The organism is Desulfofundulus salinus, assembly GCF_003627965.1.
GTDB lineage: Bacteria > Bacillota > Desulfotomaculia > Desulfotomaculales > Desulfovirgulaceae > Desulfofundulus > Desulfofundulus salinus.
This window is the reverse complement of sequence record NZ_RBWE01000001.1, coordinates 2,840,833-2,856,498: the sequence shown is the minus strand read 5'-3', so window position 1 is coordinate 2,856,498 and position 15,666 is coordinate 2,840,833. Positions and strand designations below refer to the sequence as shown.

At 55.7% G+C, this 15,666-nt stretch carries 13 protein-coding genes, 1 rRNA gene, 1 pseudogene and 1 other annotated feature; of the genes and pseudogenes, 14 read left to right on the top strand and 1 reads right to left on the bottom strand.

The window, feature by feature from the left end; genetic code table 11:
* Positions 1 to 152 precede the first annotated feature (152 nt).
* A 5S ribosomal RNA gene (gene rrf, locus D7024_RS14405) occupies positions 153 to 268 on the top strand.
* A 74-nt stretch (positions 269 to 342) separates the two neighbouring features.
* The gene (locus tag D7024_RS14400) at positions 343 to 936 is read left to right on the top strand and encodes a hypothetical protein (RefSeq protein ID WP_243113805.1); all 594 of its coding nucleotides are present in this window, start codon (positions 343 to 345) and stop codon (positions 934 to 936) included.
* Positions 937 to 953: 17 nt separating this feature from the next.
* Here D7024_RS14400 and D7024_RS15290 read toward each other — a convergent pair whose 3' ends face one another.
* Entirely contained in the window at positions 954 to 1,508 is a 555-nt protein-coding gene (locus tag D7024_RS15290) for a uroporphyrinogen decarboxylase family protein (protein WP_243113864.1), read from the bottom strand.
* A gap of 571 nt (positions 1,509 to 2,079) precedes the next feature.
* Between D7024_RS15290 and pdxS the strand changes: the two genes are divergently transcribed.
* From pdxS to D7024_RS14335, 12 genes and pseudogenes are all read left to right on the top strand, one after another.
* Positions 2,080 to 2,964, top strand: coding sequence for a pyridoxal 5'-phosphate synthase lyase subunit PdxS (gene pdxS / locus D7024_RS14390; protein WP_013821172.1), 885 nt, complete (start codon positions 2,080 to 2,082; stop codon positions 2,962 to 2,964).
* A gap of 31 nt (positions 2,965 to 2,995) precedes the next feature.
* Positions 2,996 to 3,559 (top strand): pyridoxal 5'-phosphate synthase glutaminase subunit PdxT, encoded by a 564-nt coding sequence (gene pdxT / locus D7024_RS14385; protein ID WP_121452388.1) that lies wholly within the window; start codon positions 2,996 to 2,998, stop codon positions 3,557 to 3,559.
* A gap of 77 nt (positions 3,560 to 3,636) precedes the next feature.
* Positions 3,637 to 3,864: a binding site (T-box leader), on the top strand.
* 71 nt (positions 3,865 to 3,935) lie between these two features.
* On the top strand, positions 3,936 to 5,087 hold the full coding sequence (locus tag D7024_RS14380) for a pyridoxal-phosphate-dependent aminotransferase family protein (protein ID WP_121452387.1): 1,152 nt from the start codon (positions 3,936 to 3,938) through the stop codon (positions 5,085 to 5,087).
* Positions 5,087 to 6,670 (top strand): phosphoglycerate dehydrogenase, encoded by a 1,584-nt coding sequence (serA, locus tag D7024_RS14375; protein ID WP_121452386.1) that lies wholly within the window; start codon positions 5,087 to 5,089, stop codon positions 6,668 to 6,670. The genes D7024_RS14380 and serA overlap by 1 nt, the downstream gene beginning before the upstream one ends.
* A 40-nt stretch (positions 6,671 to 6,710) precedes the next feature.
* Positions 6,711 to 7,355, top strand: coding sequence for a histidine phosphatase family protein (locus D7024_RS14370; RefSeq protein ID WP_207666943.1), 645 nt, complete (start codon positions 6,711 to 6,713; stop codon positions 7,353 to 7,355).
* Between the two features lie 92 nt (positions 7,356 to 7,447).
* Entirely contained in the window at positions 7,448 to 8,722 is a 1,275-nt protein-coding gene (gene serS / locus D7024_RS14365; protein WP_121452385.1) for a serine--tRNA ligase, read from the top strand.
* A gap of 433 nt (positions 8,723 to 9,155) precedes the next feature.
* A complete protein-coding gene (locus tag D7024_RS14360) occupies positions 9,156 to 9,356 on the top strand; it encodes a hypothetical protein (RefSeq protein WP_207666942.1) in 201 nt (66 codons plus the stop codon).
* Between the two features lie 220 nt (positions 9,357 to 9,576).
* Positions 9,577 to 9,792 (top strand): N-6 DNA methylase, encoded by a 216-nt coding sequence (locus tag D7024_RS15475; protein WP_121452384.1) that lies wholly within the window; start codon positions 9,577 to 9,579, stop codon positions 9,790 to 9,792.
* Between the two features lies 1 nt (position 9,793).
* Positions 9,794 to 11,845, top strand: a complete 2,052-nt coding sequence (locus D7024_RS14350) for a type I restriction-modification system subunit M (RefSeq protein WP_121452383.1) — start codon at positions 9,794 to 9,796, stop codon at positions 11,843 to 11,845.
* Positions 11,817 to 13,658: an ATP-dependent nuclease gene (locus D7024_RS14345; RefSeq protein ID WP_165859379.1), complete on the top strand. Its 1,842-nt coding sequence runs from the start codon at positions 11,817 to 11,819 to the stop codon at positions 13,656 to 13,658. The genes D7024_RS14350 and D7024_RS14345 overlap by 29 nt, the downstream gene beginning before the upstream one ends.
* 2 nt (positions 13,659 to 13,660) lie before the next feature.
* Positions 13,661 to 15,109: a restriction endonuclease subunit S gene (locus D7024_RS14340; protein ID WP_121452381.1), complete on the top strand. Its 1,449-nt coding sequence runs from the start codon at positions 13,661 to 13,663 to the stop codon at positions 15,107 to 15,109.
* 108 nt (positions 15,110 to 15,217) lie between these two features.
* A pseudogene (locus D7024_RS14335) lies at positions 15,218 to 15,666 on the top strand (hypothetical protein); the annotation flags it as partial.

Below are 15,666 nucleotides of genomic sequence, written 5' to 3'. Positions count from 1 at the left end.
CGGGGAAATTCGACTGAAGAGATCCGGTTTCCGGCTGAAAAGGCGAACTAAACTCCGCTGTGAAGTTTTGAGGGAATTTGCAGGACCAGGATGAAAACAGAGGTTGTGAAATCAGATTCTGACCTCTGACATCAGACGACTGACGACCAATTTCCGGTGGCCATGCCGGAGGGGAAACACCCGTTCCCATCCCGAACACGGAAGTTAAGCCCTCCAGGGCCGATGGTACTTGGGGGTCAACCCCTGGGAGAGTAGGTCGCTGCCGGAAAAGTTTTTAAAGTCCCTGGATATGCACCCAGGGGCTTTTTATTTTTTACTCCGCCTGGTGAACCGGGGCTGCACGTGCAAAAAATAAAACCGGGAAAGAAAAAGCCGAAACAGGCCATGGAGGTTGGCGATTACCCGTATTCAACCTGGCAGCAGGTGGAAGCCTTCCTGGCCCAAAATTACGGGTTGTCCGGCTTGCGTATAGATCCCGGGCTGATAGGCCGGGTTGAGGCTCTGGCCGGAGATAATCCGGTAACAATTTCTATCCGCGGCAGGGAGATAACCAACGCCTTTTTGACCGGCAGGATGAGAAAACCGGTTGGTTTAGCGGTGGACCTTGGAACCACCAAGATAGCTGGTTTTTTAGTAGATCTGGAGACCGGTATAACCCTGGCTGCCGAAGGTATTTTGAATCCTCAAATTGCTTACGGTGAAGATGTGATAAGCCGGCTGGCTTATGCCCTTGAAAAGGAAGAACAGTACAGCCGGATTACACAGGTGCTGAGGGAAGGACTTGACCGACAGCTGCACACTCTCTGTGGAGCAGAGGACGTGGTTCCTGAACGCCGGTGGGCGGAAGAAATTGCGCGGAATATTAAGTATGTAGAACTGGCGGCAATGCCGGAATTCAGCAATAACTTTTTAAATCAGCTGAGGTTCCCCGGATAAAGAATAAACAATGCAGCTTAAACTACCAGCCTGTATATCTTCTTCAGCTTCTCCAGGCTGCGGATGTTGTAAAGTCCGCATGATGAGGCCAATATCAGCTTACAGCTATTTTTTAGATTATTAATGTATTGAAGCATTTCTGCCTCTTCGTTATCATCCGGGTCCGGCCCCATCAGCCACCCGGCCTTTATTCCCGAAAGAATTATAACATTTTCAGGCAGTCTGCGGCACAAATCCACCAGGCGCATGGCTTCGGGTTCCAGGGAAAAAACCGAATATCCCTCTTCGACCAAAAAGGAGATTATCGATTCAATGTTGCCGTCGGAGTGAAAGCCCATCAATTTATCGCCGCTTATCGTGTTTCTTAGCCTGCGATAAAAAGGCAGGAGTATACTCCTGAACTGCTCGGGAGAAAAATATAAGCCCTGCGTGTAGGCTATATCATCGCACAGGAGTAAAAGATCGGCGCCGGCATTATCAGCGGCCTCCAGCTCGGTTGCTGCCAGTGCCGCGTTTTTTTCCAACTGTTCCTCCAGGCGGTCCGGTTTACAAAACCATTTTATTACTTCCATAAAACCGTGTTCTCTGACAGTCCGCTCAAAGGGGCCGTCAACGGTAACTCCACAGACCAGGCCTGAGGCATGAGCTTTTTTTATGAGGTGGCTCATCTCCCCGGAATTGACAGGAAGACTTTGAACGGGGCTTGTGTAGCTTAAAAAACAAATATCGGCACCAATGCTTATACTGAGAGTGATCAGGGACTCCTGCGTTTGTTCCAGGCCTAATTCTCTTAGGATTTCCCCGGAGATCCAGAGTTCTCCCCGGGGAATTTTTCTTTTCATTTTCTGAAGCAAGTAGCTATAACATTCCATAGTTATATTCCCCCTCTACCTCACCTGGCCGGTTTTTAGGCCGGCTACTTTTATTTTAATACACATAATGAAGCCAATTAAGCCCTCGTTTAAAGGAAACGAACACCGGAATGAGGGATGACTACCGCCGGCAGAGTTATGCTTCAAGGTACCGGAGCAGCTCGTCCGGGGTTTTTGCTTTTTCTGCACCCCTGCTCTACTTGTCTTTAAAACAAAAGTCAGTTAAAATAGTGGAGTAAAAAATGAAAAGTGGCGATTGGGGGAAGTGGAAGTGGCGGAAAAGGGAACCTGGACCGTGAAAAAAGGCCTGGCGGAGATGCTCAAAGGTGGCGTAATTATGGACGTTACCACACCGGAACAGGCTAAGATTGCCGAGGAAGCCGGTGCCTGCGCCGTAATGGCCCTGGAGCGGGTGCCTGCCGATATCCGTGCGGCCGGTGGCGTGGCCCGCATGGCCGACCCAACGGTCATTTTACGCATCATGGATGCCGTCACCATTCCGGTAATGGCCAAGGTGCGCATCGGCCACTTTGTGGAGGCGCAGATTTTAGAACAATTAGGTGTGGATTACATAGATGAAAGTGAAGTGCTCACCCCGGCTGATGAGCAGCATCACATTGACAAGCACAAGTTCAAGGTGCCCTTTGTCTGCGGCGCCCGCAATCTGGGTGAAGCCCTGCGGCGCATTGCCGAAGGCGCCGCGATGATCCGGACCAAAGGGGAGCCGGGCACCGGCAACGTGGTGGAGGCCGTGCGCCACATGCGCATGATGATGGCTGAAATCCGCCGGGTGCAGAACATGCCCCGGGAAGAATTGATGGCCCTGGCCAAGGAGATGGGCGCCCCCTATGAGCTGTTGCTGCAGGTGGCCGAGCAGGGCCGCCTGCCCGTGGTGAACTTTGCCGCCGGCGGCATTGCCACCCCGGCGGACGCCGCCCTGATGATGCAGCTTGGTGCCGATGGTATCTTTGTAGGTTCGGGCATCTTCAAATCCAAGAACCCGTCGGCCCGGGCCCGGGCCATTGTGGCGGCCACCACCCATTACAACGACCCGCAGGTCCTGGCCGAGGTTTCCAAAGATCTGGGCGAAGCCATGCCCGGGTTGGAGATTGCCACCATTGCTCCCGAACAGAGAATGCAGGACCGCGGCTGGTAATTAAGTAACAGGGGAAGGAAGTTTATCTACCATGTTAATCGGAGTACTGGCCCTGCAAGGAGCCTTCCGGGAACACCAGGAAATGCTTGCCGCCCTGGGGGTGGAGTCCCGCCAGGTGCGTAAACCGGAGCAACTGGAAGGTATCAATGGCTTGATCATCCCCGGTGGCGAAAGCACCACCATGGGAAAACTGCTTCAGGATTATAACCTTTTTGAACCAATCCGCCAAAAAGCCCTGCAGGGAATGCCTGTTTTTGGCACCTGCGCCGGCCTTATTTTGCTGGCCCGGGAGATTGTGGGTTCCGCCCAGCCCCGGCTGGGGTTGATGGATATGGTGGTGGAAAGAAATGCCTTTGGCCGGCAGGTGGAAAGCTTTGAGGTGGACCTGGATGTACCTGTCCTGGGGGAAAAGCCCCTGCGGGCGGTTTTTATCCGCGCCCCCTATATTGTGTCGGTGGGTCCGGGGATAGAAGTCCTGGCGCGGTACGGCGATAAAATTGTGCTTGCCCGGCAGGGCCGCTTTCTGGCCTGTGCTTTTCACCCGGAACTGACCGACGATACCCGCCTGCACCGTTTATTCCTGGAGCAATGTTAATGTTTTGTAAAACGGCCAATTAAAGTGTTGCCAAAAGTCACGGCTTATAGTATTATGTAAGTCAGGTTCAAAAAATAACAAACCCGATGCAGGGGTAGAGTAGCCAGAAGAGCCTTTGCAGAGAGCCGGTGGTTGCTGCGAACCGGTAAGGTGTCTGGTGAAAGAGCTCCCCGAAGGGGACCTGCTGAAAACAGCAGTAGGCAGGTACGGGCAGTTCCCGTTATCACGTTCGAGAGGGCAGGTAAGTGGGTTAATCTTGCCTGTCAAATAGGGTGGCACCGCGGGAGTAACCTCTCGTCCCTGTTGGTTATCAGCCAGCATGGGATGGGAGGTTTAATTTTTTAGACTAAAATTTAAGTCAAGGGAGAGGTAGGCCATGCAGGAAAAGCAATACCTGATGATTCCTGGTCCGACACCAGTACCGCCGTCAGTGGTCGCGGCCATGTCCCGCCCCATGATTGGTCACCGCAGTGAAGACTTTGCCGCGCTGCACCGGCGCATCCAGGAGAAAATCCGGCAGGTATTTCAGACCTCCCAGGAAGTTTTCATCCTGACCAATTCCGGTACGGGGGGTCTGGAAACGGCCGTTGCCAACGTGATTTCCCCCGGAGACCGGGTTCTGGCTTTAGTTACCGGCAACTTTGGGGAAAGGTTCGCCAATATCGCCAGGGCCTACGGGGCCGAAGTGGATGAAGTGAATTTCGGCTGGGGCAACCCTGTAGGCCTCTCGGTAGTCAGGGAAAAGCTGGCCCGGAACCCCGGCTATAAGGCCGTCCTGGCGACTCAAAACGAAACTTCCACCGGGGTGCTCAATGACATTGCCGGTATCGGCGCCCTGGTGGCCGAAACACCGGCCCTGTTGCTGGTGGACGGGGTCAGCGGCGTGGGCGGCATCGAAATCAAGATGGACGAATGGCATGTGGATATTCTGGTTACCGCGTCCCAAAAGGCCATGATGCTGCCCCCCGGCCTGGCCATGATTGGAGTAAGCCCCAAGGCCTGGGCAGTGATTGAAGAGAACCGTTCGCCGCGCTTTTACTTCAGCCTTCCGGCGGCCAAAAAAGCCCTGGCCAAGTGGAATACGGCCTACACACCCAACGTGGCCCTGTTCTTCGGGCTGGACGCGGCCCTGGACATGATGCTGGCCGAGGGGCTGGAAAATGTTTACCGCCGCCATCTCTTGCTGGCCAAAGCTACCCGGGCGGCCGTCAAGGCACTGGGGCTGTCGCTCCTGGCGGCGGATCACTGCGCATCTCCCACGGTGACCGCCGTGCACAGCCCCGGGGGAATTGCAGCCGACGACCTGCGCAAGGTCCTCAGGGAGGAGTTTGGCATCACCTTTGCCGGGGGACAGGGGATTCTCAAAGGGAAGATCTTCCGCATTGCCCATATGGGTTACGCCGGCAAAATGGACGTGCTCACTGCCATCAGCGGACTAGAAATGGCCCTGGCCCGGCTGGGTTACCCGGTGGAACTGGGCAAGGGCGTGCGGGCGGCGCAGGAAGTCTTTCTGGGGAGGGATGTTTAGTGTATAAAGTACTGGTTATGGACGGCGTGGCAGAGGAAGGGCTGGCGCCGCTGCGCCGGGAAGAAGATATAGAAGTGGTTATTGGTCGCAAAATGACTGAGGATGAGCTGGTTGAGGTTATTCCCGAATATGACGCCTTGATCGTGCGCAGCGCCACCAGGGTGACCCGCCGGGTCATCGAAGCCGGCGTAAATCTCCAGGTTATCGGCCGTGCGGGCGTAGGGGTGGATAATATTGACCTGGAGGCCGCCACCACCCGGGGTATCCTGGTGGTCAACGCTCCCGATGGCAATACCATTGCCGCCACCGAGCATACCATTGCCATGATGCTGGCCCTGGCCCGCAATATTCCCCAGGCCGTGGCCAGGCTGAAGGAAGGGGTCTGGGACAAGAAGGCCTTTTTGGGTGTAGAACTGCGGGATAAGACCCTGGGCATCATCGGCCTGGGAAGGATTGGCTCGGCGGTGGCCAAAAGGGCCCAGGCCCTGGAAATGAACGTCATAGCCTACGACCCTTATATCACCGAGGAAAAGGCTTCCACCCTGGCCGTGGAGCTGGTCTCCCTGGAAGAGCTGTTCCGGCGCTCCGATTTTATTACCGTGCACCTGCCCAAGACCAGGGAATCCTACCACATGATTGATGAGCGGGCTCTTGCCATGATGAAGGACGGGGTGCGGATCATTAACTGCGCCCGGGGCGGGATCATCGACGAGGACGCCCTGTACCAGGCCATGCTTTCCGGCAAAGTGGCCGGGGCGGCACTGGATGTTTTTGAAAAGGAACCCTGTACCGATAGCCCCCTGTTTTCCCTGCCAAACTTCATCGCCACCCCGCACCTGGGAGCATCTACCCGGGAGGCGCAGCTGCACGTGGCCCTGGATGTGGCCGAGGAGATTGTGGCCGCCCTGCGGGGGAAACTGGTGAAAAACACGGTCAACATTCCTTCCATCAACCCGCAGGTGCTTTCGGCCGTACGTCCCTACCTGGGTCTCGCAGAAAAACTGGGCAAACTGCAGGCCCAGCTGGTGACCGGGCGCATCCGCAAGATAGAGGTGATTTACAGCGGGGAGCTGGCCAAACAGGAAGTAAGCCCCATTACCACCGCCGTGGTCAAAGGGCTTCTTGATCCCATCCTGCAGCAAACCGTGAACTTTGTAAATGCCCCCGTCCTGGCCAGGAACCGCGGCATCCAGGTTTTCCAGGCGGTAGACGGGGAGGCGGAAGGCTATTCGAGCCTGATCACCGTGAAGGTTTACTCGGATAAAGTGGAAAAAAGCGTGGCCGGTACGCTTTTTGGCAAGGAAGACCCGCGTATTGTAATGGTAGACGGCTACCGGATTGACGTCATTCCCAGCGGCTACCTTCTTTATGTGCCCCACATCGACAAGCCCCGCATCATCGGTCCCGTGGGGCTGCTTATCGGCGAGCACAACATCAACATTGCCGCCATGCAGGTGGGGCGCAAACAGATCGGCGGCCGGGCGGTAATGATGCTTTCGGTGGATGCACCCGTGCCCGAAGAAACCCTGGCCGAGATTGCCAAGGTTGACGGTGTGCTGGATGTAAAAATGGTGCACCTGTAATCCTGCGTTTTTAAGCCCTTTGCAAGGGGGTAGCCGGTAGTTGAAGGAAACCTTTATTATCCTGGCCAGACATGGGGCAACGGAATGGAACCGCATTTCCCGCTACCAGGGTCGCCTGGATGCCCCTTTAAGCCAGGAAGGCCTGGAACAATCCCGGGCCCTGGCAATGGCCCTGGCGGCGCTGCCCATCAAGGCGGTTTATACCAGCCCCCTTTCCCGGGCCCGGATCTGTGCCGAAATGGTGGCCGCGCAGCACGACCTGGCGGTAACTCCTTTGCCCGGTCTCATTGAGATTTGCCATGGCGAGTGGGAAGGTTTGTTGCTTTCCGAGGTGGAGGTGCGCTACGCCGATTTAATCAGGCAGTGGCGCACCTTTCCCTACACGGTGCGGATGCCTAAAGGCGAATCCCTGGCCGAGGTGGAGGAGCGGTCCTGGGCGGCACTGGAGTTCATGGCCGCGGCGCATCCCGGGGAGATCAGCCTGGCCGTGACTCACGACACGCCCATCCGCACCATCCTGCGGCGCATCCTCAACCTGGACCAGGCGGTCTTCTGGCAGATTAAACTGGACAATACGGGCATCAATGTCCTTGGCTGCCGGCAGGGCCGCTGGCGGGTGATTGTCGTTAACGACACCTGCCACCTGGGAGGGTGGCTGAAGGCCGGGGAACAGCTGGCTTTATAAGCTTCTTCATAAATCCCTAAAAACTGAAATGAGATTTAAAGGTAAAAAGGGGAAATAATATCAGTGTAGAGCTCATTTGGGGGTAAAAGCTGATGCTGGATTTAAAATTTGTGCGGAGCAACCCGGAAGTGGTTAAAGAGGCGCTGGAAAAGCGCGGTGCCGGTTTGAGTCTGGAGCCTTTTCTGGAGCTGGAGCGAAAGCGCCGGGAAAAGCTGGTAGTAGTCGAGCAGCTGAAAAACAAGCGCAATGTGGTCTCCGAGGAAATCGGCCGGCGCAAAAAAGCCGGGGAAGATGCGGAGGAAATGGTGCAGGAAATGCGCCAGGTATCCGCGCGTATTAAAGAGCTGGACGAGGAAATCCGGGACCTGGAGGAACAGATTCAGGTTACGTTACTGAATATCCCCAATATCCCCCACGAGAGCGTGCCGGTGGGCAAGGATGCGGCGGACAACGTGGAAGTGCGTCGCTGGGGTGAACCCCGGAAGTTTGACTTTTCCCCCAGGGCCCACTGGGAACTGGGGGAGGCCCTGGACATCATTGATTTTGAACGGGGGGCTAAAGTAGCCGGCGCCCGCTTTTCCTTCTACAAAGGGGCCGGTGCCCGGCTCGAGCGGGCGGTCATCAACTTCATGCTGGACCTGCATACCAGGGAGCACGGTTACATGGAGGTCTTTCCGCCCTTCATCGTAAACGGGGACAGCATGATTGGTACGGGCCAGCTGCCCAAGTTTGCCGAAGACATGTTCAAGCTGGAGGGAAAAAACTTTTACCTGATCCCCACCGCCGAAGTGCCGGTAACCAACCTTTACCGGGAGGAAATTCTGCCCGGGGAGCGCCTGCCCATTTATCACTGCGCCTACAGCGCCTGTTTCCGGGCTGAGGCCGGGGCGGCGGGCCGGGACACCCGGGGTTTGATCCGGCAGCACCAGTTCAACAAGGTGGAACTGGTGAAATTTACCCGCCCGGAAGATTCCTACGCGGAGCTGGAGAAACTTACCGCCGACGCCGAGCGGGTGCTGCAGCTTTTGGGTCTGCCTTACCGGGTGGTCTGCCTGTGCACCGGCGACCTGGGCTTTGCGGCGGCCAAGACGTACGACCTGGAGGTGTGGCTGCCCAGCTACCAGGATTATAAGGAGATTTCTTCCTGCAGCAACTTTGAGGACTTCCAGGCCCGGCGGGCCAATATCCGGTTCAAGGATGGGCGGGGCAAGCCCCGGTTCGTGCACACTTTAAACGGCTCGGGCCTGGCGGTGGGCCGGACGGTGGCCGCCATCCTGGAAAATTACCAGCAGTCCGACGGCAGTGTGGTCATTCCGGAAGTGCTGGTGCCCTACATGGGCGGAGTCACCAGGATTACGCCCCCATAAGGTGCGGAAAATAGAGCTGGACGATTCGATTTTAGAGGAAGAATGCCTTTCCAGGCACGATTTTTCCAGACCGCCCCCTGAATTGAAATTCGCTGAAATTGTGAGCAAGAAGGACTAATTGTCCAACTTTAGAGGTCAGCCCGCAAGTGGATGAGGAGCCCCGGGATAACCCGGGGGCATTTTCTTTATGACTCAACAATCGCACTTGACAAATGGGTAAATTTATGCTGCCCGGGTTAACAAACGTCTTTTCAAAAAATCCGGCAGGGATTCCAGAAAGCTGTCTAAGATTTCTTCCAGCAGGTCATCTGGTAAGGTATAACTTATCCCGAAGCACCTGTAATTTTACAAGGGCCTGGCCCTAACCCTGGGCGAACAGCCCAAACACAAAAAGGTAAGCCTGTTCCACCAGATCCAGGACACCATCACCAACTTGTATTACGACCGCCATATTACACCGGTTATTGTGCTGGATGAAATTCACCTGGCAGACGGCAGGGTCGCCATCACCAAAGGATTGCCCCGGCTGGTTATCAATCTGGTGACCAGCTGCCTGATCTGCGCATACGGCAGGAAACAAAAGCAGGTTGACGAGGATGTGGTGTACCAGGCAAGCCAGGAGCTGGAAGTTTAGGTGCGGAGGCGGCTCATATGTACAAAAGACTCAGCTTTAATTTGAAGATTTTTCCCGAATCAATTCGAAAATCTACACTGTAAGGGCTTCGGCAGGAAAAATGGCGGCGATTGGCGAATAAGGAGAGAAACGGCAGTTACGGCAGTAAGCGCCTTTACGGCTTGAACTTTTAAAAACCGGCTGTTCGATAGAATCCCGGTTTATCTGGCGGGAGGGGATTATGGCGAAAAAGAAAAGCGCGGCGAAAAACGGCAACGGCGACTTAGGCGATACCTTTACCAACGATTTGCATAAGGACCTGCGCGCCGACTTCATCATCACCAATCCGCCCTTCAATGTGAAGGAGTGGGGCGGCGAGCGCCTGCGCGAGGACAAACGGTGGAAGTTCGGCTCGCCGTCACTAGAAAGTATGCGACCTTTTTGGAGGAAAGTTTGAGATGGAAAACGGCCAACTCACCTGGATCACCAATTTCATCTGGGGCATTGCCGACGACGTCTTGCGCGATCTCTACGTGCGCGGCAAATACCGCGATGTCATTCTCCCGATGACCGTGATCCGCCGACTGGATGCGGTGCTGGAGCCCACCAAGCAGGCGGTGCTTGACATGAAGGCCTCGCTCGACAAGGCAGGTATTACGAACCAGGATCTCGCCCTCCGCCAGGCCGCCGGACAGGCGTTTTACAACACCTCGAAGTTCACCCTGCGCGACCTCAAGGCTCGCGCCAGCCGCCAGCAACTGGAGGCGGATTTTCGTGCCTACCTGGATGGCTTCTCGCCCAACGTCCAGGAGATCATCGACAACTTCGAATTCCGCAACCAGATCCCGCGCCTGGCTAAGGCCGACGCCCTGGGCACGCTCATCGAGAAGTTCCTCGACCCGTCCATCAACCTGAGTCCTTACCCTGTGCTCAACAGCGACGGCACCGTCCGGTTGCCCGGCCTCGACAATCACGCCATGGGCACCATCTTCGAGGAACTGGTGCGCCGCTTCAACGAGGAGAACAACGAGGAGGCCGGTGAGCACTGGACGCCGCGCGATGCGGTCAAACTGATGGCCTGCCTCATCTTCGAGCCGATCGCCGACCGGATCGAATCCGGCACGTACCTGCTCTATGACGGCGCCTGCGGCACGGGCGGCATGCTGACGGTAGCCGAAGAAACCTTGCTCGAACTGGCCCGCCAACGCGGCAAACAGGTCTCGGTGCATCTTTTCGGCCAGGAGATCAACGCCGAGACCTACGCCATTTGCAAAGCCGACCTGCTGCTTAAGGGCGAGGGTGACGCCGCCGACAATATCGTCGGCGGGCCCGAGCATTCGACGCTCTCCAACGATGCCTTCCCCGGCCGCACCTTCGACTTCATGCTCTCCAATCCGCCCTACGGGAAGAGTTGGAAGAGCGACCTGGAACGCATGGGCGGCAAGGCTGGCATCAAGGACCCGCGCTTTGTCGTGCAACACCGGGGCGAGGAGCTCTCGCTCATCACCCGCTCGAGCGACGGCCAGATGCTGTTTCTGGCGAACATGGTCTCGAAGATGAAGCACGACACTCCGCTCGGCAGTCGCATCGCCGAGGTGCACAACGGCTCGTCGCTGTTTACGGGCGACGCTGGTCAGGGCGAGAGCAACATCCGCCGCTGGATCATCGAGAACGACTGGCTCGAGGCTATCGTCGCCCTGCCGCTCAACATGTTCTACAACACCGGCATTGCCACCTACGTCTGGGTGCTCACGAACAGGAAGCCCGAGCACCGCAAAGGCCGCGTGCAGCTTATCGATGCCACGCAGTGGTACAAGCCCCTGCGCAAGAATCTGGGCAAGAAGAACTGCGAGCTGTCCGAAGAGGACATCCGCCGCATCCTCGACACCTTCCTCCAATTCGAGGAGACCGAGCAGTCCAAGATCTTCCCCAACGCGGCCTTCGGCTACTGGAAGGTGACGGTTGAACGCCCCCTGCGCTTGAAAGGTATCGACCCCGAGCGCGCCTACACCCCCAGGGAGATCAAAGCGCTTCGGGAAACGGCTGAGCGTGCCGACGATGCACCGCCGGTCATCAAGAAAATTCACAAACCCGGTACGGCGCCTGACCCGCTGCGCGGGCTGTTTGGGGTTGTCATCGGTGGCAAGCCGCGTGTGGTGGAGTATGAACCGGACAAGGAGTTGCGCGACAGCGAGCAGATCCCGTTCCTTGAGTGCCAGGCCTGCCATCAGCCTGGCTACCTGCCAAGCCCGGAAGACCAGCGCACGGCCATCGAGACTTTCTTGCGCCGCGAAGTCCTGCCCTACGCTCCGGATGCCTGGTACGACCCGGCAAGCGTCAAGGTCGGCTACGAGATCAGCTTCAACCGGTACTTCTATAAGCCAAAGGCCCTGCGCACTCTGGAGGAGATCCGCGCCGACCTGCTGGCGGTGGAAAAGGAAGCGGAGGGGCTGTTGGCGGAGATTTTGGGAGGTGTTAACCTTGCGAATCAAATGCTTAAGAATCCATAATTACCGCAGCATTCGCGATTTGGAGATGGAATGCCTGCCTATTGTAACATTGCTCGGTCCTAACAATCACGGAAAGTCTAATCTGCTTGCTGCTCTCGAGTTTTGCTTGTCTACCTCTGCCAAGCCTGTAGAGCAAGATTTCTTTGTCAATCGCGGCGAAGGGGATAATGACTTATGGGTTGAGATAACATTTAACGAGCTTACTGAACAAGAGAAGAACACTTTCAAGAAATATGTTCAGTCCGACGGAACTGTTTGTATCCGTAAAACAGCCCGGATACAGAATGGTGGAATTGAGGTCTTCTATAATGGCTACGTAGAACAACCGGATGTAGAATGGCTTAACTCGGACAAGGCGGGGGATTACACGTCACGGGAAAGCGTTAATCAGACACCGCTAAAAGATTTTGTCCCATCAAGCGGTCGGTTGACTAAGGCACACATCGAAGAGGCTCAACGAAAATATATAGAACAACACCGCGAGGAGCTCAATTTTTCACGGGCTCTCGAAGAAGGACCTTTGCTAGGCCAGAAGAATGTCGGTGGAGGCGTGTTGCCCGATTTCTATATGATTCCGGCGGTACGTGACCTGACGGACGAAATCAAAGTGAAGACCACGACTACCTTTGGGCGCTTGTTGAACCGTGCCGTGCGTGAAATGGCCGAGAGAGACCCACGTTTTAGGGCAGCACGCAAGCAGCTGGAAGAAGTCGTGCAGTCGCTGAACGTCCGTGGCGACAAAGAACAAGAGAGCAACCAATTGGCGGATCTCGAAAGGTCAATTGAGGAGGAACTCCGGACGTGGGGTGTCAAAGTGAATATAGAAGTAACACCGCCAGAACTGGAACGACTCTTCGAACTCGGTACCGATGTCCACTTGAACGATGGGGTCAAGACTACCGCCGACCGAAAAGGCCATGGGTTGCAACGTGCAATGATGTTTGCTCTTCTTCGAGCTTGGGCGAAGAGCCTGCGGGAAGAGAGGAGTTCCGGCGATCAGGGGGGACCAGCCCCGCGCAAGCAATCGGACTCGGTGATTTTTGCCATGGAGGAACCGGAGCTTTTTCTGCATCCGCACGCGCAACGCAGATTAGCCATGACGCTTCGTGAAATAGCGGCAACCCCAGAGCATCAAGTATTCATCTGCACACACTCAACTCACTTTGTCGACCTTGAACACTACAAAGAGGTGGCAATTATCACCAAGTATTCTCTGGAAGAAGGAAGCTGCGTCCGCCAATGTGTAAAAGAGTTATTCGAAGGTGATGATACCGACGAAAGGAAAAAGCGGTTCCATATGGCTCAATGGATAAATCCCGACCGTGGCGAAATGTTTTTTGCCAAACGGGTTGTATTTGTCGAAGGTGAGACCGAAAAAGTGGTGTTACCATTTTTGGCTCAAAAACTGGGTGTCTTTGATCCAGATATTTCAATCATTGACTGCGGATCCAAGCACAATCTCCCGTTGTATATCGCCATCGCCAAAGCCTTCGAGATCCCGTATCTTGTTATACATGACGAAGACCCCTTGCCCGATCCGATACCCGATGAGTGGAACGAAGATAAGAGAAAGGCAAGGAAGAGGACGTTTGAACTGAATGATCACATTAAAAATCTTGTTGAAGCGCCTTTGGGGCAGATCGAAATGTTTTCACCGGATTTCGAAACGGTAAGCGGAGTCTCCAAGAGTCAAGGTGAAAAGAAAGGAAAGGCCCTCGCTGCGCTGGATCATTTTGCAGCGGTGGATCAATCAAAGATCCCCGATCGACTGCGACAAGTGGTATATGCAGCCTTCAATGCTCAGGGGGCATAAGGATGATCACCAATCTCAAACCTTATTCCGCCTACAAAGACGCCGGCGTGGAGTGGCTGGGCCAGGTGCCGGAGCATTGGTCGGTGCGCCGGTTGAAGTACCTCTTGCGCGAACGTGATGCCCGCTCGGAGACAGGAACCGAACAGTTGCTTAGCGTATCGCAATACGTGGGTGTTACTGAGCGTAAGCGATCTGACAACTTGGAGGAACCCGACACGCGCGCCGAATCCTTGGTTGGCTATAAGCGAGTTGATCCAGGCGAGCTAGTTGTGAACATCATGTTGGCTTGGAACGGGAGTATGGGGGTTTCCCGCTACGCCGGCATCGTAAGTCCTGCTTATTGCGTTTATCGCTTTGAAGCACTTGCAGAGCCCTGGTACTTCCATCATCTTCTTCGGTCGCCCGTCTACAAGGCGCGGATCAAGGCGGTCTCCACAGGCGTCGTTGAAAGCCGCTTACGGCTCTACACGGATGATCTTTATCGGCTTATGGCTCTTCTCCCACCCCTGCCCGAACAAACCGCCATCGTTCGTTTTTTGGACTGGGCGGAGCGGCGGATCCGGCGGGTGATCCGGGCGCGGCAGCGGCGGATCAAGCTGCTGGAGGAGTACAAGCAGGCCCTCATCCACCAGGCCGTCACCGGGAGAATCGATGTCCGCACGGGCCAGCCCTACCCGGCCTACAAGGACTCGGGCGTGGAGTGGCTGGGCCAGGTGCCGGAGCATTGGGAAGTCGTGCCTCTGAAGCGATTAGCTTGGTTCAAAAGCGGCGCGGGCTTTCCGGTTCATCACCAAGGTGATGCGAGCGCGGAGATTCCATTCTTCAAGGTCTCCGACATGAATATTCCGGGCAACGAGAAGTATCTTCGTGTTTGCGCTAACACGGTTTCGATGACCGTTGCGCAGGGCCTCGGAGCGACCGTGTTTCCAGCAGGGACGATTGTGTTTCCGAAGGTGGGCGGCGCACTCTTAACGAACAAACGGCGCATCGCTGCAAACCAATGTTGTATTGATAACAATATGATGGCGTGCGTGGCGCGGAACGGCAATCGAGACTTCTTGTTTTTAGTAATGAGCTACATCGATCTCGGTCAGATTGCGCAACCAGGGCCAGTACCTGCCATCAGCGAAGGGGAAGTGCGGGAGATACGAGTTGCCTTGCCCTCGGCGGCGGAACAAACCGCCATCGTTGAATACCTCGACGCGCAGACGGCCAAGATCGACGCCGCCATTGCCGCTGACCGGCGCGCCATCGAATTACTCGAGGAGTTTCGCACGCGCCTGATCGCCGACGTGGTGACGGGCAAGCTGGACGTGCGCGAGGTCGCGGCGCGGCTGCCAGAGGAGCCAAGCGAAGAAGACGCCCCTTGGACGGACGAAGAAGAGAGAGCGCAAGACGAGACCTTGAATGGAGAAGGTGATCACGCTGCTATATCAGAGGAGGATGGATAATGGATATCATGTATATTAAGAACATTACCTTGTCAAATCTCAAGATAGGGGGAAACGCTGGTTGCAAGATAGATTTCCCCTAAACAAATTCTCAAACGGAGGACGAACATGAACAAAGTCAACTTTACACGCGGTATCAATGGCAAGCCCGCCGCCTCCCAGGCGCTCGAAGAAACCTTGGCCACCATTGAGGGGCTGTCGGGAGAGTGCTTTTTCGGCTACCCATTGATCCCAACGCCGGAGGGCAAATATTTCATCGATGCGACACTGGTGAGCCGCGAAAAGGGTGTCGTCCTCTTCGACCTGGTTGAAGGTACGGATGTAGGCGACTACGCGGCGCGGCAGGATGATCTCGCCAACAAGATTGAAGCCAAGCTGAAGCTACACAAGGAGCTGGTCAAAGGGCGACGTCTGATCCGTAAGCGTCAAACACAACCCACCTTGGCACAATACCCAAGTTTAAGGGATAATCTTCCTCAAAAAATAAGCTCGATGAGGAGGATTTTTTCTTATGACCAAAGCCGAACGGGAAGCGCTATGGGAAACCCGAATAGCCG